Consider the following 24665-nt stretch of genomic DNA (forward strand, 5'->3'; position numbering starts at 1 on the left):
CCAATATCTTATTGCATTTTCGAACGAAGCATAGCGTGGATAAAGCCATCCAAATCGCCGTCCATGACAGCTTGAAGGTTTCCAGTTTCATGATTCGTTCGATGATCTTTGACCATGGAGTACGGATGGAAAACATAAGACCGGATTTGGCTGCCCCAGCCGATTTCTTTTTGCTCTCCGCGGATTTCGAGCAATTCCTGTTCTTGCTCTTCAATCTTCAATGCGTAAAGCTTCGCTTTCAGCATCTGCATCGCTTTTTCACGGTTTTTAATTTGCGAACGTTCTTGTTGGCACGTCACGACTGCGCCTGTTGGCAAATGCGTGATTCGGACGGCAGAGTCTGTCGTATTGATATGCTGCCCGCCGGCGCCGCTTGCACGATAGGTATCGACTTTTAAATCTTCGGTGCGGATATCGATTTCGATTTCGCCTGTGAATTCTGGCATCACTTCACAAGACACGAACGATGTATGACGGCGTCCTGAGGAATCGAACGGCGAGATACGGACCAAACGGTGAACACCTTTTTCAGCTTTTAAATAGCCGTAAGCGTTATGCCCTTTGATTCCGAGCGTCACCGATTTGACACCAGCTTCATCTCCCGCCAAATAATCCAAAGTCTCGACTTTGAATCCGCGTTTTTCAGCCCAGCGCGTATACATGCGCAAAAGCATCGAACACCAATCCTGTGATTCCGTTCCGCCAGCACCCGGATGCAATTCCAGGATGGCATTGTTTTTGTCGTATTCTTCACTTAAGAGCAGCTCCAACTCGAACGCATTCAAGTCTATCAAAAACTGCTTCAATTCCCCGCTTAGTTCTTCATGAAGTTCTTCATCCGGTTCTTCACGTAACAGCTCGAGGGTCATTTCCATGTTTTCTTGGTCTTCCTCGAACTTACGGTACCGATTCACTACATCTTTTAATGCATTCACTTCGGAAATGACCACTTGCGCTTCTTCTTGGTTGTTCCAGAAATTCGGGTCAATCATTCTCTCATCTAGTTCCTGTATCCGAGCCTCTTTGTTTTCTAAGTCAAAGAGACCCCCTGAAGTCCGCCAGTTTTTCGGCTGTTTTGTCGAGCTCGTTGCGAATATCCGCTAATTCCATCATGTAAAGTTCCTCCTCATAATAATGCCGAAGAGCTGTTGCTCTCCGGCAATGTACACCTGTTTTCGTTTACGATGCAGCCCCATGGCAGTTTTTGAACTTTTTGCCGCTGCCACATGGACATAGATCGTTGCGCCCGACTTCCATCTCGCGACGAGCCGGTTCTTTTCTCTTACTTGTGGCTTGACCGCCCTCTTTTGGGTTGACCGCCTGTCCTTTCGCCACTTCTTCACGCTCAAGATTGTTCTTGATTTCCGCTTTCATGGCATATTTCGCCACGTCGTCTTCAATCGCCTCGATCATCGCTTCGAACATGGCGAATCCTTCATTCTGGTATTCGCGTAATGGATCATTCTGACCATAAGCACGCAAATGAATTCCCTGGCGCAATTGATCCATTGCATCGATGTGGTCGATCCATTTTGTATCAATCGAACGCAACAGCACGACTTTTTCGAATTCGCGCATACGGGTCGGCGTCATTTCCACTTCTTTTTCATTATAATGCGCCGTGACTTTTTCGCGCACATGTTCAATAATTTGCTCTTGAGTCTTGCCTTCTAGCTCTTGCGGCGTGATCGCATCTTCTGGCAATAGATTACCAGAAATCACTTCAGTCAATGACTTCAAATGCCATTCTTCCGGCTTTTCTGCCGTCGTGTAGCTTGCGACCATACGACCGATTGAACTATCAATCATACTGTCGACAAGTTTGCGCATATCGCCGGTCTCGAGCACTTCCAAACGCTCTTTATAAATGATTTCGCGCTGTTCGCGCAGCACATCATCATATTGCAAAAGGCGTTTCCGTGCGTCAAAGTTATTGCCTTCCACTCGTTTTTGGGCAGATTCGACAGAACGTGTCACCATGCGAGACTGAAGCGGCTGGGAATCATCCATCCCCAATTTACCCATCATATTACGCATAGCATCTGAACCGAAGCGGCGCATCAAATCATCTTCAAGCGACAAATAAAATTGTGTCACACCCGGATCTCCCTGACGTCCAGAACGTCCTCGCAGCTGATTATCGATGCGGCGGGATTCATGACGTTCGGTACCAATTACCGCAAGTCCACCTGCTTCAATGACGCCTTCACCGAGTTTGATATCCGTTCCGCGCCCTGCCATGTTGGTGGCGATGGTAACGGCACCTTTTTGACCGGCATCCAAAATGATTTCAGCCTCGTGAGCGTGATTTTTTGCGTTCAAGACTGAATGCTTGATGCCTTTTTTCGTCAAATACGCGGAAATGATCTCAGACGTTTCAATCGCAACGGTACCGACTAGAACCGGTTGCCCTTTTTTATGACGCTCGATGATGTCTTCAGAAACTGCTTTGTACTTGCCTTCCGTTGTCGCGTAGATCAAGTCGACGCGGTCGTCACGGATGATTGGCTTATTGGTCGGGATCGAAATGACGTTCATATTGTAGATATTGCGGAACTCTTCTTCCTCTGTTTTCGCAGTACCCGTCATACCAGAAAGCTTTTCGTATTTCCGGAAATAGTTCTGGAAGGTGATAGTCGCCATTGTCATCGACTCATTCTGGACTTCAAGGCCTTCTTTGGCTTCGATTGCTTGATGGAGGCCATCAGAATAGCGGCGCCCTTTCATGAGGCGTCCGGTAAATTGGTCAACGATGACCACTTCGCCGTCCTGCACGACGTAATCGACATCTTTTTGCATCGTGACATGCGCTTTTAGTGATTGATTGATTGCATGGTTCAAGCGTACATGCGTCAAATCAAATAAGTTGTCGATGCTGAAAGCTTTCTCGACTTTTTCAATGCCTTCTTCGGTTAACACTACGCCTTTTGTCGTTTCGTCATAAGCGTAATCGCTATCCTTCTGAAGCAGTCTTCCGAAAGCATTTGCTTGCATGTAAAGCTGAGCAGATTTCGCTGCCTGCCCTGAGATGATCAATGGTGTCCGCGCTTCATCGATCAAGATCGAATCGACTTCATCAATAACGGCAAAATGAAGCGGGCGTTGGACCATATCTTCTTTATACAAAACCATATTATCGCGCAAATAATCAAAGCCGAGCTCATTATTCGTGCTGTATGTGATGTCCGCTTGGTAGGCTTCGCGCTTTTGTTCTTTCGTCAAGCTATTGACATTGAGCCCGACTGTTAAACCGAGCCAATTATAAAGCTGGCCCATTTCTTCTGCATCACGGCTCGCCAAATATTCATTGACCGTCACCACATGAACGCCTTTTTTCGTGATGGCGTTTAAATAGACGGCCATCGTCGAAGTCAAAGTTTTACCTTCACCGGTCTTCATCTCAGAAATATTCCCTTGATGAAGCGAAGCGGCACCCATGATTTGTACGCGGAATGGATACATCCCGAGCACACGTTTTGATGCTTCGCGTACGGTTGCAAAGGCTTCAGGTAATATATCGTCAAGCAACTCACCTTGTTCGAAACGTGCTGTGAACTCGGCAGTTTTTGCTTTTAAGGCATCATCCGTTTTAGCTGTATACTCATCTGCTAAGGCTTCTACCTGATCTGATACTTTTTCCAATCGTTTTAAATCCCGTTTATTCGGGTCAAATACTTTATTCAATACTCCAAGCATGTTTAACCGCTCCCTGCATGGCGAATCTGGCTTTAAAAGACCAAAAACGCTATTGCTCATATTTTCATTCTTTGGGTTTATTCTTAATCATATGCAGCATTTTTTTAAAAAATCTCATCATTCATTTTAACACTGCACTATAAAGCGTGCAAACAATGCATTTTTTGAACTGGCAAAAGAGTATTTACAACAACTTGGTTTCTATAAGTCTTTCTTTTAACAAGCTTGGTGTATCGACAAGCGCTTAAAAATTGGCAAAAGAAAAGCCTCCCGTTACAGGAGGCTTACTTTTTATGAAGTGGTCTCAATCAATCCGTAAGAACCGTCTTTGCGTTTATAGACGATGTTTGTGCCGTTGGATTCAGCATCTGTGAAGACGAAGAAACTATGCCCGAGCATATTCATCTGTAGGACTGCTTCTTCCTCATCCATTGGCTTCAAATCGAATTGTTTCGTCCGGACAATTTTCAAATCTTCTTCGTCTTCCATCTCTACAGAAGAAGCATTTTGCGCTTCGCTTTCAGCTATAGCAAACGCTAGCCCCATTCCTTCGCGGTCACGGAATTTGCGATTGACTTTCGTTTTATACTTGCGGATTTGACGCTCCAGTTTTGAAACGATCAAATCGATCGCTGCATAGAGATCATCGTGCCGTTCTTCAGCACGTAATGTTAGGTTTTTCATCGGGATTGTAACTTCTACTTTTGTTTGGTTGTGGTTATACGTTTTCAAGTTGACCATCGCAGTTGCATTCGCTCCATCGGTGAAAAAGCGCTCAATTTTTTCTACCTTTTTTTCGATGTGTTCGCGAATTGCGGGAGTTACCTCAATATTCTCGCCTCTGATGTTGAATTGCAACATGTGAACTCCTCCTTCTGTTTTGCTATCTATCTATTTCTATTTGTTCCCTACGGAATCCTTCTTGAAACGTAAAAAGTTTCATCACAATAGTAAAAAGGTAAACTATACGACAAGGAGATGAAGTTTATGTTTGCAAATAAGACAGTTATTGTCACAGGTGCCGCACAAGGCATCGGCAAAACCGTAGCGCAATATTTTCAAAAAGAAGGCGCACAGGTCATTGGCCTGGATATTGAAGAAGTCAAAATCGATGGTGTGGAATACCGGCAATGTGATGTAGGAAGTTTCTCGGAAGTCGAACGCGTCTTTTCGGACATCCACAAGACCCATGGTAGCATCCATGTGCTGATCAATAACGCTGGAATCTCAGAATTCACCCCCCTCTTCGAGTTAACCGAAGAAGACTGGGACCGCGTGATTGATACGAACTTGAAGAGTGTATTCATCTGCAGTCGTGAAGCTGCACGATACATGGATGAGGACATCCGGTCTATCGTCAATATGTCCTCGACACGAGCATTTATGTCAGAACAAGGAACGGAAAGTTACTCTGCTTCAAAAGGCGGGATTTTCGCACTAAGCCATTCTCTTGCAGCGAGCCTCCATTCAAAAGGCATTCGCGTTAATTCTATCGCCCCGGGTTGGATTCACACGGGCGATTCGGAAGAACTGCGGAAAGTCGATCACGAGCAGCACTGGAGCGGACGCGTCGGCACTACCGATGATGTCGCTAGAGCTTGCTTGTTCTTGTCGAATCCCGACAATTCATTTATTACAGGGGAATGCTTGACCGTCGACGGTGGCATGACACGCAAAATGATCTATGAGCATTAAGACGAGCGGCTGCTATTGCAGCTGCTTTTTTCATGTTGCCGCTCACTTCTCGCCCTTTTCATGCGCGAATCAATGTCAGGGTTCGGATAGATACAGCCCCTGCTTCCTTCAATGTTTTGGCTGCCTGGCGCATCGTCGTGCCGGTGGTATAGAGATCGTCCACTAACAATAACTGTTTAGGAACCGCTTCACCGTTTAGGCGAAATAGCTGTTGGGTCGCCATCCGTTCTTGGCGGTTTTTTGTCCCCAAGGTCTCACCGCATTTCTCGAGCAAGTGCTGGAATGGAATATCCGCTGACAGCAGCAATTGATCAACTTGCGAAAAGCTCCGTTCGTGGAGTTTTTCTTTATTCAGCGGAATCGGCACGACCATTGCCCGTTCATGCGCCAAGGCTTCTCTTAACTCCTTCGCAAACACTTGCGCCAATAAGACATCTTTCAAAAATTTATATTGGTGGAACCAATCTTTCATAGCTTCATTATAGCCATACAAGCTTTTTCCCGATTCGATGACCTCGCAGTAGCCATGCTCTTCCCAATAGCGACAGTCCTCGCATATGAGCCCCCCTTCTTTGCTGCAAAATTTACAGCCCGTCAAAGAAATCTTCGCAAATTCATTTTTACATGCCCGGCACGCAATTTCTGGCACTTCGTAAAGAAAAATTCCGCGCCATGAAGGAACAAAACGCAGTTGTTGGTCACATAAGCAACAGTTCATGACTCCCCCTCCTTGTTATAAAAAAGGATATCTGCTCTGGCGGCATCCATTTGCCCCGTAATGCCATTGTGGAAAAAGACAATTTCTCCCGTGGGATCTTTCCCGCTTCTTCCAACCCTGCCCGCAATTTGAATGAGCGCCGCCCGGTCGAATACCCGGTGGCAAGACCCGATGACGGCGACTTGCAGATGAGGAATGGTGATGCCGCGTTCCAAAATCGTAGAGGTAGCAAGACCAGCTAATTTCCCTGCTCTCAATTGCATGACTTTTTCTTTTCGCTCAGCGTCCTCAGAATGAACAGCTTCGATGGTCTGTTCGATTTCCTTTAACAGCGGAGCAGCCTGGTTGATTAATTCGATTGTTGGAAAGAACAAAAGAAATGGTTGCTTTCTTTTCAACCTGTTTTCGATCCAATTTTTTAATGCAGCGGGAATCTTGCCTTTTCGAATATGGCGCTCATAATTCCATAACGCCTGGTATGTGGGAACTGGCAAGGGGGCGCCATGATAACGGCGGAATATCTTGGAGTGGGTGATGATTTGTTTTTGAAGTGTTTTTGATGGGGTGGCAGAAATGTAGACAATCGGAGCAAACGGTTTAACCGCTTTTTTTACGGCCCGTTCTAGCGACTGATCAAGCGAGTAAGGAAAAGCATCCGCTTCGTCGACAAAGAGCAAATCAAAGGCTTCCTGAAATCGATATAATTGATGCGTCGTAGCCAACACAATTTCGCCGTAATCCGTTTGTTCGGGGCTATTGCCGTAGAGTGTATGAATGGCAGCATCGGGAAACGCTTGTTGGAATCTTGGGGACAACTCGAGGATGACATCGGTTCGCGGGGCAGCGACACAAATGCGCAGGCCATTTTGCAATGCTTCGTGGATAGGGAGAAAGAGGATTTCGGTTTTACCGGCACCGCAAACGGCGTACAATAGATGGTGCTCATTTTTTCGGATGCTTTCCGAGATAGCTTTTGATGCGTTTTCCTGCTGTGGAGTCAAATGGCCTTGCCAGCCAAAGTCGCGTGGCCTAGCATGTGGAATAGAAGGGGCTCTCCATAAAACCAATTGTGTGCAACTGCTGATGCGTCCCATCCTTATGCACTTTCGGCAATACCGGCAAACTTTGCCGCATGTTGCGCACTCGAATGGAATCACGTATTCTTTTGAGTTTTCAAGGCATCTTGCACACTCGCCATTTGCCGATATTCCGCTAACAATGGTGGCATCTCCTTTATCGATCACCTCCTGTATCTGTTCTTCAGGAAACGGAACGAATTGCTTTATCCATATTCTGCCCCTTAAAAACGCTTCGATGGCTTGCATAAATTTCCTCCTTTTGGGTAGCCAAAAGGCCTCAACCGGTCATTTCTTTGCCCAGCCAAGGCCCATTGCGCCTTCTCCTAAATGCGTACCGATTACTGGCCCAAAATGAGAAATGGTGAATTCCACATTCGGACAATCACGTTCAAGCTCCGCTTTCCATTTCTCCGCTTCTTCTAGCCGGTTGGCATGAATGACGGTTGCTTGAAGCGGCTCTTTTCCGCAGTCTTTTTTTAATTCTTCCACAATGCGGTTCATCGCTTTTTTTCGTGTACGGATCTTTTCGTATGGAACGATGAGCTTGTCTTGGAAATGCAGGATCGGTTTAATTTGGAGCATGCTGCCAACCAAAGCCTGTGCTCCTGACAAACGTCCTCCCCTCTGCAGGTGACGGAGATCTTCCACCATAAAATAAGCACGCAAGGTTTTTTTCATTTCCTCAAGTTCTGCTAAAATTTCTTCAGCCTTCATTCCTTTGTTTGCGAGTTCCGCTGCCTTTAACGCATAAAACCCTTGGACGGCACAAGCAATTTCAGAATCGAACACGTGAACGTCCATGTTGTCTACCATCTCTCCTGCCTGTTTCGACCCAACCATTGTTCCGCTGATACCGCTCGACAAATGAATGGCCACCACTTCATCATACTGTTCTGAAAGCTTTTCATATAATGAGACAAATTCACCGATGGGTGGCTGAGAAGTTTTCGGAAGTTCTTCCCGCGCTTTTTCGTAAAATTCCACAGTATCCAATGCCGTTTCCGCATAGGACTCGGCGCCGAATGTAATCTGCAAGGGCACCACGTGTATGCCTTTGTCTTGTGCTTGTTGCTGTGGAATATATGCCGTGCTGTCTGTCACAATCGCTGTTTTCATTTTCAATCAGCCTCCACTGCTATCTTACCAAAACTTGCCTGTCAGTAGGCAAAAAATCCAGTCCTTGAATCAACACGTTCAAGCTTTCTTTCACTTTGCGGACATGTAAAAAAGCCTTTCCAACACAAGCCCTATTCGCCTGCCAGGAAAAGCTTTGATTGTAGTTGTTGATTATTGATTTCCGATAAAATGCAGGCTTGTCACTTTCCAATCGCCCTGCTCTTTCTTGAACACAACCACTTGACGCCCAGATTGCTGCATGCCTTGGTCGGTTCCGGATTCATTCATCTCTACATTGATGGTCGCAAATACTTCTGCCCGGTCTTCTTCGTATTTCACAATCGTTTCATCACTCGTCGTATAGGTCGTATCGTAGTTATCGAAAGCCTCAGCTAACGCTTGCTGATCTTCTTCACGGTCAAAGCCATCCGGATTTTCTGCAATCGTCGCCATATATCGATCCATGTCTTCCGCATTGAAAGCTGCGATGTATTCGCCATATGCATCCAACAATTCCTGCTTATCCTGTTCCGGAACTTCCGCTGCGATGACATCCCCCTCATCGTCGAGAGTGAAGCCAACTTCTTGGTCCGTTATGCCATGTTCTATGGCATTGTTTTCAGTAGCCGCATTGCCATCTTCTGCGGTATTGCTATTGACTGTAGTGTCTTCTTCACTTGAACAACCCGCGAGCGTCAATATGAGCCCAGTTGCCATAATCCATTTTTTCATGATGCATTCCTCCTGCGCTCATTTTGCCATAGCTCCATGCGGAATACAATGAAGAAACAGTGTCAATATGCGACACGACAATTCCATTAGCTGTCATGTACAATGGAAGGAAACCTTAAGGAGGCGATCATGTGGAAAAATGGGAAGCCGAGCGTTTGCTCAACCAGAAAATGCAAGACACTCGAACCTATCCAAAAAGAACAACCGCTACGCGAGCGAAAAAATACAATTTGACCATGGAACCTGCAGATAACTACATAGTACTGGATTTTGAAACGACCGGTTTGCGTGCTGGTGACGACAAGATCATCCAAATCGGTGCTGTGAAGTATATCGGTCATCACCAGCAAGACACCATGTATTTATTGATTAATCCGGAACGGCCGATTTCTAGTACCATCACCCGCATTACAGGTATCCGAAACAGTGATGTCCAGAATGCGCCGGTCATAGAGGAAATTGCTCCTCAGTTGATTGACTTTATCGGAGAGCTGCCAATCGTCGCCCATAATGCTCCATTCGATATGGGATTTTTGTACGCACTTGAGCGCATCACGCCTGTGCCGTCTTATCAAGTAATTGATACGGTCCGGCTGGCACGCAAATTCATCACAGAAACACCTAATCATAAACTGACGACCTTATCCGCCTATTTGGAGCTTGAGCACAACGCTCACGATGCACTTGGCGATTGCCTGGTTACTGCATCGATATATCAATTTTGCATCGGACGCATGTAGAAAAGCGCCGGAAGCAATTGCTTCCGGCGCTTTTTGTATGTTCGCGGTGAAATCACCCACTGCGGCCTGTTGGCTTTAGCGGACTTCAACCCACCCGTTTTTAATAGCTGTTACCACTGCCTGCGTGCGGTCATTAACCTGCATTTTTTGCAAAATGCTCGACACGTGATTTTTAACGGTCTTTTCAGAGATGAACAAAGTTTCACCAATGACACGGTTGCTTTGCCCATCCGTCAACAATTGCAAAACTTCGCTTTCGCGTTTTGTCAATAAATGGTAAGGTCGACGGATTTCTGTTTGATGGAATGAACCTTTGTTTTCGCGTTCGCTCAAACGGCGGAATTCCATTACCAAGTTTCGCGTTACTTTTGGATGCAGGTACGATCCGCCTTTAGCCACGACTTTAATCGCCTGGATAATGGCATCTGCGTCCATTTCTTTTAGCATATAGCCAAGTGCCCCTGTTTTAAGCGCATGCGTCACATACGATTCGTCATCGTGAATGGACAGCATAATGACTTTAGCGTCCGGGAATCTTTCGATCAGCTCACCCGTAGCTTCGACACCATTTTTTTGCGGCATGTTAATATCCATCAACACAACATCCGGCTGATGTTCTTCGTATAGCTTGACGACTTCCTCGCCATCGCCGCCTTCTGCAACCACTTCAAAGGTTTCTTCGAAGTCCAGGATACGCTTAACACCTTCCCGGAACAATTGGTGGTCATCAATAATAATAATTTTTGTCATTATGTCGTCCTCCTCAAAATACCATATCTTACATACCCGTATTCAGCGGGATATGAAACATTAACACCGTTCCTTCGCCCAGCGTGGAGTTGATGAAAAACTCGCCGCCGATCAATTCAATTCTCTCTCTCATGCCGGCCAAGCCGAATGACTGGTCTTTGACAATCTCTTGATCAAACCCGGAGCCATTGTCTTTGATGATAATCGACACTTGTTCAGAGAGCCACTCCATTTTAACTTCGATTTCCGTCGATTTCCCATGGCGGATCGCATTCGACACCGATTCTTGCACGAGTCGGAAAATGGACGTTTCAAAGTTATTCGGGAGCCGGAGTTCGTTTCCATTGGAATGAAAAAACAACCGGACTCCGTGGTTATACTCTTCAATCGTTTCGAGATATTTTTTTAAAGTCGGAACCAGCCCAAGATCATCTAATGCCATTGGACGCAAATCATAGATGATTCGCCTGACTTCTGTGAGTGCTTGCCTCACCATCTCTTTCAACGAAGAAATTTCCTTAAAGGCCTTATCGGCACCTTTTTCACGGTATGTTTTCTCAATCAAGTCCGAACGCAGCAAGACATTTGCCATCATCTGGGCCGGGCCATCATGTATCTCGCGCGACAGGCGCTTGCGCTCTTCTTCTTGCGCTTCGATGATTCTCAAGCTATAGTCTTGCTTGCTTCTCGATTTATCGACCGCTTCACCGAAGTCTTCAACATCCGACGACAGGTAGTTGGTGGCCACGTTGATCTGGTTAACCAATCGTTCTGCTCGTTCGATTGTTTGAAGAAGCTTTTGAAGGTTGCGTTGGAGGCGGTCGCGTTTTTGCCGAAACTTTTTTTCCTCTGCGCGATTCAAAGATAATTGCACTTGCATTTCGTTAGCCAACTCAAAAGCTTCACGAACTTGGTTTTCAGTGAACGATTCGAATGAACCCGATAGTTCAGCGAGTCGCCGGCGTGCCGAACGAGTCCGCTCTTCAAGGGCATCGCCTTCCGCTATAATGCGACTAATGTTCGACCTGACATTCTCCAACTCGTCCTTCATCTCTTCATAGCTGCGGCGACTTTCTTCGCTAATGGCGAAAATTCCCTGTTTCGACTGGTCCATCTTTGCGACCAGCTCGTCAAAGATGGAATCTAATGAAGTTCCACCGTTTTTCTTTGCCATTCTAAAACCGCCTTAGCTATACTTACTGTAACCAACCGTCTCTTTGCTTCTTTTGCCTTACGGGCTTTAACCAGTATATCACTATATACGCAACAGCATATTAAGAATTCATTACAAATTATCTGATTTCATTCTACAACAGGGGGAGTAAAAATGCGAGAAAATTACATAACAGTAGGTTCTTCTGCCAGTGCAGAAATACTCATAAATAAATCCCGTTTTATCGGTCATGCCGCAAGAGCTGAAACAGAAGCAGAAGCAGTCGCATTTATCGATTCCATTAAAGCGCAACATCGCCAGGCTACCCATAATTGCTCGGCGTACCTGATTGGCGAACATGATACAATTCAAAAAGCAAACGACGACGGGGAACCTAGCGGAACGGCGGGTATGCCAATGCTAGAAGTGCTAAAGAAACAAGGGCTAAAAGACACTGTACTGGTAGTGACACGCTATTATGGTGGGATTAAATTAGGTGGTGGAGGATTAATCCGCGCTTATGGAAAATCCGCAACGGAAGCAATTGCTGCTTGCGGCGTGGTGCAACGCCGCCTTCACTACTTGATGCAAGTATCCATCGATTACACATGGCTTGGCAAAATTGAGAATGAAATCCGGCAGTCGGATTATCCACTAGCCGGCATTGATTATTCAGATGCGGTGGTCTTGTCCATCCATGCGCCCGTTGAACAAGAACTCCTGTTTACTGAGTGGGTCAATGAACTGACAAATGGCCAGGCTGAAATTGAATCTGTACGCACCGAATTCCTCGAGTTTCCACATGCTTAGTTTGTTTTCATTTACGTGCGGATTAAATCCCTGTATAATATCAACAGCACAAAAAAATGAAAATTCGTAAATCCCTTATGTCTTTACGATTAGCAAAAAGCAACAGCATGTGCTCGGCTAATTCCAAAGCCGCACATAATCCCCCCTTAAGAGGAGCAACTATAATGAGTAGAAAAATCCAGCGGGAGGCGAAGTCCAGCAGGCGGAAAACAATCATCAAAATTTCCGCGATCCTGGCCGTCTCCTTGTTGATCAGTTTATCCGCATTCGGTATTTGGCTTGTTAAAAAAGCAGAGTTTGCTGCAAACAATGCGTATGAGTCGGCAGATGGGCGCGACAAATCCGATCTTCGCGAAGAGCAAGTCGAACCGCTGAATGACAATATCTCGATTTTGTTCATCGGGATCGATGACAGTGAAGCAAGAGATCAAAGCAGTGACAATATTCGTTCCGATGCGTTGGTGTTGGCCACCTTGAATAACGAAGATAAATCCGTGAAGCTTGTCAGCATTCCGCGAGATACCTACACGTTCATTCCGGATTCAGGATATGAAGATAAAATCACCCATGCATATGCATTGAACGGTCCGCGCTCAACGATTGAAAGCGTAGAAGGACTGCTCGACGTACCAGTTGATTATTATATGACCATGAACTTCGATGCTTTCGTTGATGTCGTAGATGCATTAGGCGGAATCACAGCCGAAGTGCCTTACGATTTGAAAGAAAAAGATGAGACAGATTCTCATAATGCAATTGAACTCGAAGAAGGGCTGCAGCAGCTTAATGGCAGTGAAGCCTTGGCCCTGGCCAGAACCCGCCATTACGATAATGACATTGAACGTGGCAAGCGGCAGCAGATGATCCTTGAATCGATCATGGACAAAGCTTTGTCGGCAGGATCTATTACCAAATACGGCAGTGTGATTGAAGCTGTCGGAGACAATATGAAAACCAATATGAGTTTCCGTGATATGCAGGCATTTTTCGAATATGCGAAAAACGGCAAACCTGATGTGGAGACGATGAGCGTTCAAGGTTACGATGATATGTCAACGGGCATTTATTATTACCAGCCTGACCAAGAATCTCTCGAAGAATTGAAAGATATACTTCAAAGCCATCTCGGTTTGAAGCCGGACACATCGAATCTGTCTTTAAACGAAGACACTCTTACCGAACAAGCTTTTCCGGATCTAGAATCAGACCAAGAAGAATAAAAAAACTGGCAACCGAAATTCGGTTGCCAGTTTTTTGTTCTCATAAATATTTTGCCCAAAAGAAAAAAGCGGCCTCGGCCGCTTTTTCACTTTCCTATCATTCTTACTAAATTGATTAACGGACGGTAATTCTTTCCTGCAAGTCCGACCACTTCCACGAATAATTCAATCACCAGAAGCATAACTCCGATCAGCAGGATACCTCCCCACAGAGTTGCTTGCGAGAATAGCAATGCCGCCAATCCGAATAGCGCAGAAATCCCGTAGATAATCAAGACTGTCTGGCTATGCGAAAATCCGATGTTTAACAAGCAATGGTGTAGATGTGATTTATCCGCTTCGGAAATGGATTTCTTTTCACGAACGCGTCGCACGATAGCGAAGAACGTATCCGAAATCGGCACGCCAAGCATGATGATCGGAATGATCAAAGCTACGACTGTGACGTTTTTGAAGCCCATCAATGCCAGCACGGAAATCATGAAGCCAAGGAACAGTGCCCCAGTGTCGCCCATGAAAATCTTGGCCGGATGGAAATTATAAAACAAGAACCCGATGGAACTAGCAGCCAGGATAGCAGCTGTCGACATGACGAAAATATCGCCCATAATGAAGGCCATCGCCGTTAGCGTCAATAAGGCAACAGTAGAAACACCTGCCGCTAGGCCATCAAGTCCGTCGATCAAGTTGATAGCGTTAGTGATGCCCACAATCCAAATAATCGTAAGGGGAATACTGAAATACCCGAAATCCAACACGCCGCCAAACGGCAAGTTAATAAATGAAATTTCGAGTCCGCCGCCAATGACGACAACTCCAGCTGCAGCCAGTTGACCAAGCATCTTCGCTTTTGCTGTAATTTCAAGCATATCATCCAAGACACCCGTTACGATGATGAGAAATGCACCGATGATGATGGCTGTTTCAATCGGAATCAATGAAGCATCTAACGCTGAAGAAACGGGATCCTTCGGTTGGAGGAATAGATAAGCGATCAAAAAAGATCCAAATATAGCTAACCCGCCCAAGCGCGGCATGATCCTTGCGTGTACTTTTCGATAATTGGGCCGATCCACTGCCCCGATGCGAAATGCCAATCTCTTCACAAGGGGAGTCAGGAGAATCGAAGCGATAAATGCCACAACCAGTGTAAGGTATAGCATGTTCTTCCTCCTTAAAAAACTCTCATTTTGCATACATATCCTGCATTATTATAGCATGGCCATTAAAAAAAGAAAGTAATAGATACTGCTTTCCAGTATCTTTCCTTTTTTACTCTATATCAATAGACGGTCCTCACGAAAAAAAGTTTCCGCCCCCTTTCTCCTTTTTGATAAAATAATTCAAGTGAGTGAAACTTTGGAACCAGAATTTCATTCACTCGATAATATTCAGAATAAACAGGCACTTTTATAGTATTATATCCATAATATGCTATAATAAACACATAGATTACGAATATCATACTAATTTGAGCGGGAGTGCGAAATATGGACAGCAATCTTCTATTTTATTCTTCGAAGAAAGAATGGTCTCCTTATGATGAAGCAGCTGTATTGAAAATGGATTACCATAAACGGGCGGAGCTTGCGCGATCAATTAATTGCGAAGGGCTGCTAGTGGATTTGTCGCTCGATCAGCATCCCGAAGTACGAAAAGGTGTCGCTGCTAATGCAGCTACTCCACTGACTACATTAAAACGATTGGCAGAGCAGGATTTATGCATCTCAGTCCAAGAAAAAGCCAGAGCAACACTTAAAGATCCATCTTTGCAATCATAAACGAATGCTCCCTGGGATTGCTGCGGGGAGCTTTATTAATTTTCACAAGAGGTTTATATCCACTCAAAAAGGCTATATAGGCAGTAAACAAATTCATAAGGAGGCATTCGAATGGCTGATAAAGAAGGATTCTCTGATAAACTGAAAGGCGCCGTCAGCAAAGGCAAAGGCGAATTGAAAGACCAGGTCGGCAACGCGACGGATAATCCGGATTTGCAGGCTGAAGGCAAGTCCGATAAAGCCAAAGGCAAAGTCCAAGACACCGTGGGCAAATTTAAAGAAGGCTTCAATAAAGACAAATAAGTCTATAAAAACCGGCTAATGTGCCGGTTTTTTTTATTTCCAAATTTTAATTTTCATAACTGCGTGAATTCAGCTATAATAAATTCTTGTGCGACTATGTTTAATTTAAAAGGAGAACTCCTATGAATAAGAAAACGCTTACAAATTCTGAAACTTTAACAATTGGGCTTATGCTATTCGCGCTGTTTCTCGGCGCTGGAAACTTAATCTTCCCTCCCTATCTCGGCCAATTGGCAGGAGAACAATTAATTCCCGCCATTATTGGATTCTTGCTGACAGGCGTCGGTTTGCCGTTATTAGGCATACTCGCCATCGCAAAAGCTGGTGGAGACTTGCAATCAATCGCTGGACGGGTCCACCCGGTCTTTGGCATCGTCTTCACAATGATTGTCTATTTGGCAATTGGTCCGTTTTTTGGGATTCCCCGAACAGCTACTGTCGCGTTTGAAATCGGCACAGCTCCTTTTTTGACAGCTGAAATGGCGTCATCATTTTGGTCATTATTTTTGTTTACCATCATTTTCTTTGTAATTACTGTCCTTTTTGCGCTGAACCCCACCAAGCTTGTGGATCGTATCGGTAAAATTCTGACGCCGATCCTCATCGTCGTCATCGGGTTTTTAGCCATCAAAAGTTTTCTGACACCTATGGGTCCAATTGGTGCCCCAGTCGAAAATTATGGTACGGAAGCGTTTTTTGAAAGCTTCCTCCAAGGCTATTTGACGATGGATGCAATCGCTGCATTGGTTTTCGGAATTGTCATCATTCAATCTATCCGGGCTAAAGGTGTTGAAGACAAGAATATCATCTTAAAGACGACTGCTTATGCTGGATTTATCGCTGCAGCTGGCCTGTCGCTAGTTTACCTTTCCTTAAGCTATATTGGCGCAACCAGTGTTGAAGCTATCGGCATGCAAGACAATGGTGGAGAAGTGATTGCACTGGCTTCACGCGTGCTTTACGGGGAGATTGGCGGCATCATTTTGGCTGCCGCGATTACATTTGCTTGTTTAACGACATCAATCGGTCTCGTCTCCGCAACATCTCAGTTTTTCAATAAGATTTTCCCGCAATTGCCGTACGTGGCCTATGTGTTTATTTTTGCAGGGTTCTCGACCATCATCGCCAATGTCGGGCTGACTCAATTGATCGCCATTTCCTTGCCAGTCCTGCTAGCCATCTATCCATTGGCGATTGTGTTAGTTATACTTTCATTTTTCGATCATTCCTTTTACCAAAAATCTTATGTCTATATAATTCCACTTGTCCTTACGGGTATCGTTAGTGTAATAGATGCATTAAAGAGTTCAGGGTTTGAATTCAATGCCATTACACAGGTATTTTCTTTCTTGCCGTTTTATGAACAAGGGATCGGCTGGCTCGTTCCTGCTGTTGCCGGAACACTCATCGGAATCGTCATTGCTCGTACCACACACAAATCATGAGTTTATAAAAAAGGCAGGAGAAATGAAAATTTCTCCTGCCTTTTTGTCAGAACAAACGAGGCGTTGGTGGCGTTCCCGTCTTCTTCTCTACATCTTTGTGGAAATCATCTACATCTCTAGGGTTTTTCGCTGATTCAAAATCGTCGCGACGATCTCCATCATTTGAATGCTCTTCTTCTAAATCATGGCCGAACGGAGCTGGGCCGAGGTTCGGATCTGATCCTGGAGAAGATTCAACTTCTCTATTCAATTCCTTTTCGCCTTCTTGGCCACCGAGTTTAGGTTCGTGTTCCATGCGTTTTTCAGATGGTTTTTCCGCTTCCGATGGCTTTTCACGGTCGCTAGTCGGATGGATTTCGTCACCTTTCAAACGGGAATCCTGGGATTTGCTATGCACTTGAGATCTATTCGTCTGCTCACGAGTGGCATCGGTAGTATAAATGCCGTCAACACCCGTATCATGTCGGCCCTCGTGTTTCTGGATATCTTTATCGATCAGTTTTTCATCGTCGTGCATTCTTCCATCCCGTTCAACATCTCTGCCAAACGGCGCGAGTGCCGTATTTCGTTCTCCCGAATCAAGATCCATAGGTTGGTGGTCATCAGAATGTGAAGAAAAGTGTTCAGCCTCTGAATCACTAGGCTCTCCATCGGTATAAAGAAGGACCGCGCCTCGTTCAATTTCACGTTCGTATTGATCTGCCTTGTCGCGGGTTATACCGAATTCATCCAACTTAGCTCGAGCTTGATCCTCACCAGTCAAAAGAGTTTTGATGCGGTTGCCAAAAGAATTAGCCTGGCTTGAATCTACCCCATATCGATCGTGTGCTTCGTTCACCAAGTTTTTATCGTTCGCCAGCACATGGATATCTTCGTTACGATATCCTCTTGAAATAAAGCTTTCCAAAGCCTGTTCCATTTCTTCTTGCGTGTAGACGATTTCGTATTGACGGTTTGTCTGTGCCATTCATAAAACCTCCTGATTTCACTTGTCTTGTTAGTTGTTTACCCGCACGTTATCATTGCTAAAACATTTCGTTCTTTCTATTTCATCATTTTTACATCGATAAAACTTGGATCCTCAGGCACCATAAACCCCCGGCCATTGATGGCTGGGGGCAAGGATTCATCTGTATTTTCGATCAGTCTTACTTTGTGCTTCTGTTTTGCTTGTGCCGCCTCTAGCTTTTTCGACTTCTGGTTTTTCTTGAGTAGTAAAGGACACATGGCGCTCATCTTTCACTAATGTTGGATCTTGAAGGAATGTTTCACCTCGAGCGAAACGATCTTCCTGTTCATCATAATTATTGTCGACGGACTGGATGTACTGACGGCGCTCTGCATCGGTTGGTTCTCCCTCAGGCGCACCTTCTGATTCTTTTACTTGTTCCATAATGCCCTTTCGTTCGCCTTCCACATATAACAAGATTCCACCTTTAGCTACATCTTCTGTATAGCGCTGAGACTCCGCTTCTGATAATCCAAGTGAATCAATCGATTCTTTGACCGCACTCTTCCCTGTCACAAAACTCTTCATTTTATCTCCGAAAGCCCCGGCTTTTTCCACTTCCACTTGATTGCTGTTTAAGTGATCGGTATTTTCAGCCACTGCATGGATTTCCTCTGTGGCATAGCCTTGTTCATTCAACTGGTTTAATTTACGGTTGAAATCTTCTTGAGAATAAACAACCCCAAGTACTTGTTTGTTTGATGTGCTCATCACAATACCCCCATTTAATTGATTTAGCTGCTGTATTATTATTCCTTACCCCTCATTACACTTTATCTAAACTTTCCGGAAATTATTACACTAGAACATTAGAACTACTAGTAAGTCCAATTACTGTAATGATTTAGGGGTTCTTTTGGATAATAGGCACTTTTTACCTTTTTTCTCAAAACACAAGTTACGGATATAAAAAAGCAGTTTATTTTGAAAATTGATGCTATCATAGATTTAATATGTGCATTTCAAGTAAAATATGAATGTAGATGTGGAGGCGGTAAGTATCGTACTGAATAATCTCTCTGATATACGCTTGTCAGGGCCGCCTGGCCAAGCGGAGAAAAACTCTCCTACATGGATGATGGAAGTACTGCCCATTCAAATGGAAAGGAGAGCGGACATGGACACTGGAATGAGACTGAAATACCACCGATTAAAAAAACGTTTCAGCATGGAAGAAACAGCATCAGGCATTATTTCTTCCAAAGAGTTGAAAAAAATTGAATCTGGGTTGAAAGAACCTGCTTTAAAAGAACTGGAAGCATTATGCAAAAAACTTGAGATTCCGTTAGCTGCTAAAGATAACCCAATCGGGAAAGTGCTAGTGAAAAACTTCAAGAATTCATTGCTCCACCCTCAGAATAAAGGGAAGATCATGGAGCATTATGCAGACATCTGCAACCATCCTCTTTTACGCGCAGACGAAGATGTGGAACTCGAATTCGATATTCAACAAATCCGTTATTTCATTATTACCGGCGATTTGGAAAGCGCAGAAAATAAAATCAAAGAGATGGATCGCTTCAAGGAGTTCATGAATCAAGAACAGTATTACCTGTATCATAAATACAACGGCAATTATAATTACATTTTAAATGATTACGAGACTGCTTTGAAAACGTATTTGATTGCTGAGAAAATTATTCCAAAGTCTATATCTGCAGCTGAAGTGGGAGACTTATATTATTCTATCGGCATATCTAGCAATCATTGTGAAGAACATGAATTGGCTTTTAAGTATTCAGAATTGGCTTTAAAAATTTATCAACAAGAGTTCGTTCCAAAACGGATTGTCGAATGTCATTTGAACATCGCGATTACTCATGAGCACTTCGGTAATTTTAAATTATCCTTAGAACATCACAAAAACGCTTTAACTATAGGCAGCAAGTTAGACATCGACATCCTTAAATTCACTACTGAATACAATGTAGGCTATTCTAATTTCATCTATCAACAGTATGAAGAGGCCATTCCACACTTGAATAACTCCCTAAAATATATACCTGAGGAATATATAGCGGATAATATCTCAGCGCACTGCGTTCTAATTAAAAGCTACTTAGAACTAGGTAATAAATCAAAAGCTAAAGAAGTAATGAAAATTGGTCAAAAATTAGTAAGAGCTAAAGATGTTAGAATTGATTCTCCTTCAAATACTGTTTTTAAAGATGCATATATGGAATTTATATCTCTAACTTATTTATTGAACGAAGAAGAAGACAAATTTGAAGATATTATATTAAATAAATTAATTACCAGTTTCACAAATTCCAATAGTTATAATGATTTAGGATACTATTTAGATTATTTAGGCAGGCTATATTATAAACAAAGTCGGTATAAAGAGGCCGCAGAAGCATTTGAGAAATCAAAAGATGCTTATAAAGAAGCCCTCAATATTAGATAGGAGTGAAATATCATGAAAAAAAGTGTCATTCTACTTTTTGTTTCTGCTATTGTTCTAAGTACTTCGCCGAATTTCATTAGTACATCTTCATCAGATGAGTTTGCTGCTAAGTCTCGTATTCCGGAACCTTGGGCAGTCGAAGATCAATTTGCCGCCAAATCTCGTATCCCTGAGCCTTGGGCAGTCGAAGACCAATTTGCTGCTAAGTCTCGTATCCCTGAACCTTGGGCCGTCGAAGACCAATTTGCTGCTAAGTCTCGTATCCCTGAACCTTGGGCCGTCAACGCGAAAGCATAATTTCATAATCATAATTAACCCGCCCTCCGAAATGGAGAGCGGGTTTTTTTGATTACATATGAACGATGGCCATACTAATGCTGCCGTCTTATTGATTTTGCTTTTTGTCTATCAAACATTCATTGACGAAATAGGAAAATATATTGCATGATGCTTCATCGCCTTGCAATGCAAATTCTTCGGGATGCCATTGGATGCCCATCGCAAACTGATGGTTTGGGCTCTGCAATGCCTCTACTAATCCATCTGCCGCGCGGGCTGCCACTTCCAATCCTTGCGCGACATCTTTCACGCCCTGATGGTGGAAAGAATTTACATGAAACTCTTTTTCTTTCATGATTTTATACAATAGGCTATCCTCTTCCAGTTTTACAGAATGCGTACGGTGTGTCCGCATTGCCATTTGTTTGTGCTGGTAAAGAGTCCCTTCGTATTGCGCTTCCAAGTCTTGATAAACGGTGCCGCCAAAAGCCACGTTGAACATCTGCATGCCACGGCACATTCCCATAAATGGCTTATCCAACTTCAGAAAATTTAAGATCAGTTCTGCCTCATATTTATCACTGCCTGGATAAACTGCCCCCAATCCAATATGGGGTTCTTCCCCATAAATATTCGGATTAATGTCTCCTCCACCTGTCACAATCAAACCATCCAAACGCTCACATAAAAGTGGGATGTCTTCTTCATCCACAATTGGCACTATCAACGGCAACCCGCCTGCCCGTAAAATAGCATTGGCATAGACAGGATCTAAAGAATACATTTGATCTTCTTCTACACGGGCTGTAATGCCAATAACCGGTTTATTTTCTGTAGCCACTATAATTCCCCATTTCTGAAACAAGAAAATTTGTCATTGCAGGTTTATACCCTCTTTCAGGCTCGTTATAAACGTGCTATTTCTTCATTACAAATCCGGAAAGTACTGATAGCGGCTGAGAGAAACAGTACCGTCTTCCTCAAAGCATATACCTTCTTCTTCGAGCAGCAACTTTTGAGTGTAATTTCCTTCCCCGTCTTTTATGACAATTTCGCCCTTTGCATTGACAATTCTATGCCAGGGAATGCCATATGTTCTACTCATGCTGTGAAGAATTCTTGCCACTTGGCGTGCAGCACGCGGGCTGCCAACTGACCGGGCAACTTGCCCATAAGACATTACTTTTCCTTCCGGTATCTGTTTCATCACTTCGATTGCTTTTTTCGTAAATGGCTGCATTCTCGATTAACTACCCCTTTTTGATGACTTGCTCGTTATCTCTTCAAGCAATTCTCCTTTTTCATAGCGCTGAATAAGTTCCTCGACATATTCAAATAACGACAAATTGAAGGCCTCCACTGCCAAACCATTGCTTTCCGCATGAACTTGGCGGTAATAGGCGGTCATTTTTTCTACCTGCTCTTTGAATCCACTCAAGTCAGATTCTCCTGTATGCGGGAGTGTTTGTTGAAGACTCTCTTTCTTCTCTTCATTTACATAAAGAAAATGCATTTTGTCAAGTTCCTGTACTTTTTGATCGAATAGGCGCTGGTGATCATCGTATCTGTAAAAATGTCGCCAATACTCAAAGATAGTTTTTGCGACTCCAAGGCGCAATGCCCCATTCACCGAATCCAATCCTTCTAGCACGCATAGTTCATACATAATTTTGCGCAACGACTTTTTATACTCCCGCTCTACTACACCTTTATATTGTGTGTATCTCATGTGTTTTACCTCCTTTTTTCGTTGAATCTTTTAGATATTGCGGTAGCGCCGAATTACATCTTCGTTGTCTAAAGAAATATGTTGATCGTATAGTTGCTGGTCATAGATGTATTTGCCGATAAAAAAAGTGGAAGCCGGAATATTGGCAATCGCCCGTTTCGCATCGCCTAAATCGCTGTCCAGACTCCCACCTAGATGAAATTCTTCATAATAATTATCCACACCCCATTCAGCTACTTTCGTTAATAGTTCACGGTCTGTGCGGGATTTTTTAGCTTCTGGTAAATTACCTCCCAAATGAAAATTAATGGTTTTTCCCATTGCCAGAACATAGCAAGAGGAAACCAGTTTTTCTTCTATATAGGCCCCGAACAAATGAAGATTTGGCCCAAGCGTACTGACTAAGGCTTCAAAATAATCATTGGTAAAAAAATAATAGCTATCGGCTTCATCACGACTTCGGGCATTTGAATAGTAAAGAACCAAAAACTCGAACATATGGCGAACAGTTCCCAACTTGCGCATTTGAACTTCAGGAGAACCCTCCCCTTCTGCCTCTTGTTGATTTCGCCATTTTTTCAAATCCACCGAATAGGTTTCGTGTAAAGGCAATAATTGGAGATAATCCTTAAAAAACTCGGCATTTCCTCGTGAAGGATGAAACCGAATGAACTCAGCAATTATGGTTTCCTTTTTGCAAAAGCCAGCAAACGTTTCTCTGAATTTCGCTACTAGTGTTGCGCTATTAGATCGTATGTTCAATATAGGTCCGCCATAGCCAAAAGGTGTGGTAATATCAAAATAATGAGGAAGTTGATCATTTACTTTTCTTTTGATGAAGGGATAGGCCACTTCGCCTTCTGCACATTGAAAATAAAAGAGGTACGCTTCTCCTGGGTCCAGTTTCAGGGCACTTAGAAAATACTGGGTCGTGTAATAAATATCTTGTATGTCTAAGGCATCAAGTATTTCCTGCCATTTGATATGCTCTTGTATGGAAACCAGCTTGTACATACTCTCACCTCTTTTTAACTATCGTTTTATTTAAAAATGGTTTGTAATTGCGCATCTTTCTTTCGACCTACATGTGCATATTTTCTCGCAAATCCTACCAGCTCAAGTGCCAAACTAAGAAGAATCCCACCAAGCATTCCCGCCACTGCTGCAAGCGATAGCAGGACGCTTAAACTGCTACTTTCTTCAAGCGCGCCATTCGAGGTGCCCGCTTTTAAGACAACGCTCACATTGTCTACCTTCAACAGAGTTTTCACTTCTTCTTGCAGACTATAGGCTAGGGCATTCGCTATCGCAGCAGCTTCGTTCTTACTTTCAGCAGTTACGACAATATTCAGAATCCGAGAATTGTCTGGCCGGTTGATCGCTATGTGGTCATGGAGTTCAGCCATTGAATAGGAGTTGGGGGTGTTTTCCAACACTTGGGATAAGACAGCTGGGCTTTTTGCTAAAACTTGATACGCTTCTAATGTTTGATAATCAGCTAAGGCTAAAGCCTCTCCGTGGATGGCATCGGATGATGACGGTTCAACAAACACTTGACTGGTCGCCGTAAATTCCGGTTCATAAATAAACACTGATACTAACCAAACAGCGAACACTGTAGAGACAGTCGTACCAGCTACCAATCGGAAATTACGGCTAAGACATGTTAGAAGTCGACCCCCAATTAATTGTTTCCCCATGATTCATCCCCCTCACCTATTTGATATCAAACTTACTATCTAAAAATTCAGAATATTATAGTACCTTTATATCACACTTCCTTAGTTCGTTCTACACTTTTTAGCTAATTTTTATAAAATTAATTAATTTTAATAAGTAAATAGCCTTGTTACACACATTTATTTTAAAAACCGAACTTTTATATAGTTATATATATCCATAAAACAGATAAGTCCTAACACGAGAAAATAGTCCGATATTATTAAACGATGAAAAAGACTGGCGGTATATCCGCCAGTCTTTTTCATCAGATCACTTATACG

The 24665-nt window shown here is 43.7% G+C and carries 26 protein-coding genes; 9 read left to right on the forward strand and 17 right to left on the reverse strand.

Going from position 1 to position 24665, the window contains the following annotated elements; genetic code table 11:
- Nucleotides 1-8 precede the first annotated feature (8 nt).
- The 3 genes from prfB to hpf form a co-directional block, all read right to left on the reverse strand.
- Nucleotides 9-1110, reverse strand: a protein-coding gene (prfB, locus tag AY633_RS02845) for a peptide chain release factor 2 (protein ID WP_141705903.1) whose coding sequence is annotated in 2 segments (ribosomal slippage) — nt 9-1037 and nt 1039-1110 — 1101 coding nt in all. Because the reading frame shifts where the segments join, the coding sequence is not laid out codon by codon here.
- Nucleotides 1111-1179: 69 nt separating this feature from the next.
- Entirely contained in the window at nt 1180-3696 is a 2517-nt protein-coding gene (gene secA, locus AY633_RS02850) for a preprotein translocase subunit SecA (RefSeq protein WP_068486300.1), read from the reverse strand.
- 291 nt (nt 3697-3987) lie between these two features.
- Complete coding sequence (gene hpf / locus AY633_RS02855) at nt 3988-4557, reverse strand: ribosome hibernation-promoting factor, HPF/YfiA family (protein ID WP_068486302.1); 570 nt, start codon at nt 4555-4557, stop codon at nt 3988-3990.
- A 126-nt stretch (nt 4558-4683) separates the two neighbouring features.
- Here hpf and AY633_RS02860 point away from each other — a divergent pair, with 126 nt between their 5' ends.
- Nucleotides 4684-5391: an SDR family NAD(P)-dependent oxidoreductase gene (locus AY633_RS02860; protein ID WP_068463268.1), complete on the forward strand. Its 708-nt coding sequence runs from the start codon at nt 4684-4686 to the stop codon at nt 5389-5391.
- A 58-nt stretch (nt 5392-5449) separates the two neighbouring features.
- Here the strand turns inward: AY633_RS02860 and AY633_RS16760 are convergent, their stop codons facing one another.
- The 4 genes from AY633_RS16760 to AY633_RS02880 form a co-directional block, all read right to left on the reverse strand.
- On the reverse strand, nt 5450-6109 hold the full coding sequence (locus tag AY633_RS16760; RefSeq protein WP_260804463.1) for a ComF family protein: 660 nt from the start codon (nt 6107-6109) through the stop codon (nt 5450-5452).
- A complete protein-coding gene (locus tag AY633_RS02870) occupies nt 6106-7203 on the reverse strand; it encodes a DEAD/DEAH box helicase (RefSeq protein WP_260804464.1) in 1098 nt (365 codons plus the stop codon). Before AY633_RS02870 ends, AY633_RS16760 begins: the two co-directional genes overlap by 4 nt.
- Nucleotides 7204-7473: 270 nt before the next feature.
- Nucleotides 7474-8304 (reverse strand): DegV family protein, encoded by an 831-nt coding sequence (locus AY633_RS02875; RefSeq protein WP_068486306.1) that lies wholly within the window; start codon nt 8302-8304, stop codon nt 7474-7476.
- A gap of 171 nt (nt 8305-8475) precedes the next feature.
- Nucleotides 8476-9036: a YybH family protein gene (locus AY633_RS02880; RefSeq protein WP_068486308.1), complete on the reverse strand. Its 561-nt coding sequence runs from the start codon at nt 9034-9036 to the stop codon at nt 8476-8478.
- 131 nt (nt 9037-9167) lie between these two features.
- Between AY633_RS02880 and AY633_RS02885 the strand changes: the two genes are divergently transcribed.
- Nucleotides 9168-9776: a 3'-5' exonuclease gene (locus tag AY633_RS02885; RefSeq protein WP_068486310.1), complete on the forward strand. Its 609-nt coding sequence runs from the start codon at nt 9168-9170 to the stop codon at nt 9774-9776.
- A gap of 75 nt (nt 9777-9851) precedes the next feature.
- Here AY633_RS02885 and AY633_RS02890 read toward each other — a convergent pair whose 3' ends face one another.
- Nucleotides 9852-10526, reverse strand: coding sequence for a response regulator transcription factor (locus AY633_RS02890; RefSeq protein WP_068463280.1), 675 nt, complete (start codon nt 10524-10526; stop codon nt 9852-9854).
- Nucleotides 10527-10554: 28 nt separating this feature from the next.
- Nucleotides 10555-11700: a sensor histidine kinase gene (locus tag AY633_RS02895; RefSeq protein WP_068486312.1), complete on the reverse strand. Its 1146-nt coding sequence runs from the start codon at nt 11698-11700 to the stop codon at nt 10555-10557.
- Between the two features lie 153 nt (nt 11701-11853).
- Here AY633_RS02895 and AY633_RS02900 point away from each other — a divergent pair, with 153 nt between their 5' ends.
- Together AY633_RS02900 and AY633_RS02905 are read left to right on the forward strand one after the other, a co-directional pair.
- Complete coding sequence (locus AY633_RS02900) at nt 11854-12489, forward strand: YigZ family protein (RefSeq protein WP_068486314.1); 636 nt, start codon at nt 11854-11856, stop codon at nt 12487-12489.
- Nucleotides 12490-12653: 164 nt separating this feature from the next.
- A complete protein-coding gene (locus tag AY633_RS02905) occupies nt 12654-13709 on the forward strand; it encodes an LCP family protein (RefSeq protein ID WP_068486316.1) in 1056 nt (351 codons plus the stop codon).
- 86 nt (nt 13710-13795) lie between these two features.
- On the opposite strand, the gene AY633_RS02910 is transcribed toward AY633_RS02905, so the two are convergent.
- Nucleotides 13796-14872 (reverse strand): glycosyltransferase family 4 protein, encoded by a 1077-nt coding sequence (locus tag AY633_RS02910; RefSeq protein ID WP_068463288.1) that lies wholly within the window; start codon nt 14870-14872, stop codon nt 13796-13798.
- Nucleotides 14873-15199: 327 nt separating this feature from the next.
- On the opposite strand from AY633_RS02910, the gene AY633_RS02915 reads away from it, so the two are divergent.
- The 3 genes from AY633_RS02915 to brnQ all read left to right on the forward strand — a co-directional run bounded on the left by AY633_RS02915 (nt 15200) and on the right by brnQ (nt 17238).
- Nucleotides 15200-15490: a hypothetical protein gene (locus AY633_RS02915; protein ID WP_068463290.1), complete on the forward strand. Its 291-nt coding sequence runs from the start codon at nt 15200-15202 to the stop codon at nt 15488-15490.
- A 111-nt stretch (nt 15491-15601) separates the two neighbouring features.
- Nucleotides 15602-15793, forward strand: coding sequence for a CsbD family protein (locus AY633_RS02920; protein WP_068486318.1), 192 nt, complete (start codon nt 15602-15604; stop codon nt 15791-15793).
- 122 nt (nt 15794-15915) lie between these two features.
- Entirely contained in the window at nt 15916-17238 is a 1323-nt protein-coding gene (brnQ, locus tag AY633_RS02925; RefSeq protein WP_068486320.1) for a branched-chain amino acid transport system II carrier protein, read from the forward strand.
- Between the two features lie 46 nt (nt 17239-17284).
- Here brnQ and AY633_RS02930 read toward each other — a convergent pair whose 3' ends face one another.
- The gene (locus tag AY633_RS02930; RefSeq protein WP_068486322.1) at nt 17285-18205 is read right to left on the reverse strand and encodes a general stress protein; all 921 of its coding nucleotides are present in this window, start codon (nt 18203-18205) and stop codon (nt 17285-17287) included.
- Nucleotides 18206-18364: 159 nt separating this feature from the next.
- The gene (locus AY633_RS02935) at nt 18365-18958 is read right to left on the reverse strand and encodes a general stress protein (protein WP_068486324.1); all 594 of its coding nucleotides are present in this window, start codon (nt 18956-18958) and stop codon (nt 18365-18367) included.
- 262 nt (nt 18959-19220) lie between these two features.
- On the opposite strand from AY633_RS02935, the gene AY633_RS02940 reads away from it, so the two are divergent.
- On the forward strand, nt 19221-20654 hold the full coding sequence (locus AY633_RS02940) for a tetratricopeptide repeat protein (protein WP_253183150.1): 1434 nt from the start codon (nt 19221-19223) through the stop codon (nt 20652-20654).
- Nucleotides 20655-20666: 12 nt separating this feature from the next.
- Nucleotides 20667-20951 (forward strand): hypothetical protein, encoded by a 285-nt coding sequence (locus AY633_RS02945; RefSeq protein WP_068486328.1) that lies wholly within the window; start codon nt 20667-20669, stop codon nt 20949-20951.
- 88 nt (nt 20952-21039) lie between these two features.
- Here AY633_RS02945 and AY633_RS02950 read toward each other — a convergent pair whose 3' ends face one another.
- The 5 genes from AY633_RS02950 to AY633_RS02970 all read right to left on the reverse strand — a co-directional run bounded on the left by AY633_RS02950 (nt 21040) and on the right by AY633_RS02970 (nt 24362).
- Nucleotides 21040-21798: a gamma-glutamyl-gamma-aminobutyrate hydrolase family protein gene (locus AY633_RS02950; RefSeq protein ID WP_260804467.1), complete on the reverse strand. Its 759-nt coding sequence runs from the start codon at nt 21796-21798 to the stop codon at nt 21040-21042.
- A 63-nt stretch (nt 21799-21861) separates the two neighbouring features.
- Nucleotides 21862-22173, reverse strand: coding sequence for an MGMT family protein (locus AY633_RS02955; protein ID WP_068486330.1), 312 nt, complete (start codon nt 22171-22173; stop codon nt 21862-21864).
- Nucleotides 22174-22179: 6 nt separating this feature from the next.
- Entirely contained in the window at nt 22180-22662 is a 483-nt protein-coding gene (locus AY633_RS02960; RefSeq protein WP_068486332.1) for a hypothetical protein, read from the reverse strand.
- Nucleotides 22663-22692: 30 nt separating this feature from the next.
- Nucleotides 22693-23676 (reverse strand): GNAT family N-acetyltransferase, encoded by a 984-nt coding sequence (locus tag AY633_RS02965; RefSeq protein WP_068486334.1) that lies wholly within the window; start codon nt 23674-23676, stop codon nt 22693-22695.
- Between the two features lie 26 nt (nt 23677-23702).
- Nucleotides 23703-24362, reverse strand: a complete 660-nt coding sequence (locus tag AY633_RS02970; protein WP_068486337.1) for a Wzz/FepE/Etk N-terminal domain-containing protein — start codon at nt 24360-24362, stop codon at nt 23703-23705.
- Between the last annotated feature and the right edge of the window lie 303 nt (nt 24363-24665).

The organism is Planococcus maritimus, from assembly GCF_001592825.1.
GTDB classification, from domain to species: domain Bacteria; phylum Bacillota; class Bacilli; order Bacillales_A; family Planococcaceae; genus Planococcus; species Planococcus maritimus_C.

Bases quoted from the DNA above. Each gene is read 5' to 3' on its own strand.
- secA (WP_068486300.1), bottom strand. From the start codon at position 3,696: ATGCTTGGAGTATTGAATAAAGTATTTGACCCGAATAAACGGGATTTA.
- hpf (WP_068486302.1), bottom strand. From the start codon at position 4,557: ATGTTGCAATTCAACATCAGAGGCGAGAATATTGAGGTAACTCCCGCA.
- AY633_RS02860 (WP_068463268.1), top strand. From the start codon at position 4,684: ATGTTTGCAAATAAGACAGTTATTGTCACAGGTGCCGCACAAGGCATC.
- AY633_RS16760 (WP_260804463.1), bottom strand. From the start codon at position 6,109: ATGAACTGTTGCTTATGTGACCAACAACTGCGTTTTGTTCCTTCATGG.
- AY633_RS02870 (WP_260804464.1), bottom strand. From the start codon at position 7,203: ATGGGACGCATCAGCAGTTGCACACAATTGGTTTTATGGAGAGCCCCT.
- AY633_RS02875 (WP_068486306.1), bottom strand. From the start codon at position 8,304: ATGAAAACAGCGATTGTGACAGACAGCACGGCATATATTCCACAGCAA.
- AY633_RS02880 (WP_068486308.1), bottom strand. From the start codon at position 9,036: ATGAAAAAATGGATTATGGCAACTGGGCTCATATTGACGCTCGCGGGT.
- AY633_RS02890 (WP_068463280.1), bottom strand. From the start codon at position 10,526: ATGACAAAAATTATTATTATTGATGACCACCAATTGTTCCGGGAAGGT.
- AY633_RS02895 (WP_068486312.1), bottom strand. From the start codon at position 11,700: ATGGCAAAGAAAAACGGTGGAACTTCATTAGATTCCATCTTTGACGAG.
- AY633_RS02900 (WP_068486314.1), top strand. From the start codon at position 11,854: ATGCGAGAAAATTACATAACAGTAGGTTCTTCTGCCAGTGCAGAAATA.
- AY633_RS02905 (WP_068486316.1), top strand. From the start codon at position 12,654: ATGAGTAGAAAAATCCAGCGGGAGGCGAAGTCCAGCAGGCGGAAAACA.
- AY633_RS02910 (WP_068463288.1), bottom strand. From the start codon at position 14,872: ATGCTATACCTTACACTGGTTGTGGCATTTATCGCTTCGATTCTCCTG.
- AY633_RS02915 (WP_068463290.1), top strand. From the start codon at position 15,200: ATGGACAGCAATCTTCTATTTTATTCTTCGAAGAAAGAATGGTCTCCT.
- AY633_RS02920 (WP_068486318.1), top strand. From the start codon at position 15,602: ATGGCTGATAAAGAAGGATTCTCTGATAAACTGAAAGGCGCCGTCAGC.
- brnQ (WP_068486320.1), top strand. From the start codon at position 15,916: ATGAATAAGAAAACGCTTACAAATTCTGAAACTTTAACAATTGGGCTT.
- AY633_RS02930 (WP_068486322.1), bottom strand. From the start codon at position 18,205: ATGGCACAGACAAACCGTCAATACGAAATCGTCTACACGCAAGAAGAA.
- AY633_RS02935 (WP_068486324.1), bottom strand. From the start codon at position 18,958: ATGAGCACATCAAACAAACAAGTACTTGGGGTTGTTTATTCTCAAGAA.
- AY633_RS02940 (WP_253183150.1), top strand. From the start codon at position 19,221: ATGAATGTAGATGTGGAGGCGGTAAGTATCGTACTGAATAATCTCTCT.
- AY633_RS02945 (WP_068486328.1), top strand. From the start codon at position 20,667: ATGAAAAAAAGTGTCATTCTACTTTTTGTTTCTGCTATTGTTCTAAGT.
- AY633_RS02955 (WP_068486330.1), bottom strand. From the start codon at position 22,173: ATGCAGCCATTTACGAAAAAAGCAATCGAAGTGATGAAACAGATACCG.
- AY633_RS02960 (WP_068486332.1), bottom strand. From the start codon at position 22,662: ATGAGATACACACAATATAAAGGTGTAGTAGAGCGGGAGTATAAAAAG.
- AY633_RS02965 (WP_068486334.1), bottom strand. From the start codon at position 23,676: ATGTACAAGCTGGTTTCCATACAAGAGCATATCAAATGGCAGGAAATA.
- AY633_RS02970 (WP_068486337.1), bottom strand. From the start codon at position 24,362: ATGGGGAAACAATTAATTGGGGGTCGACTTCTAACATGTCTTAGCCGT.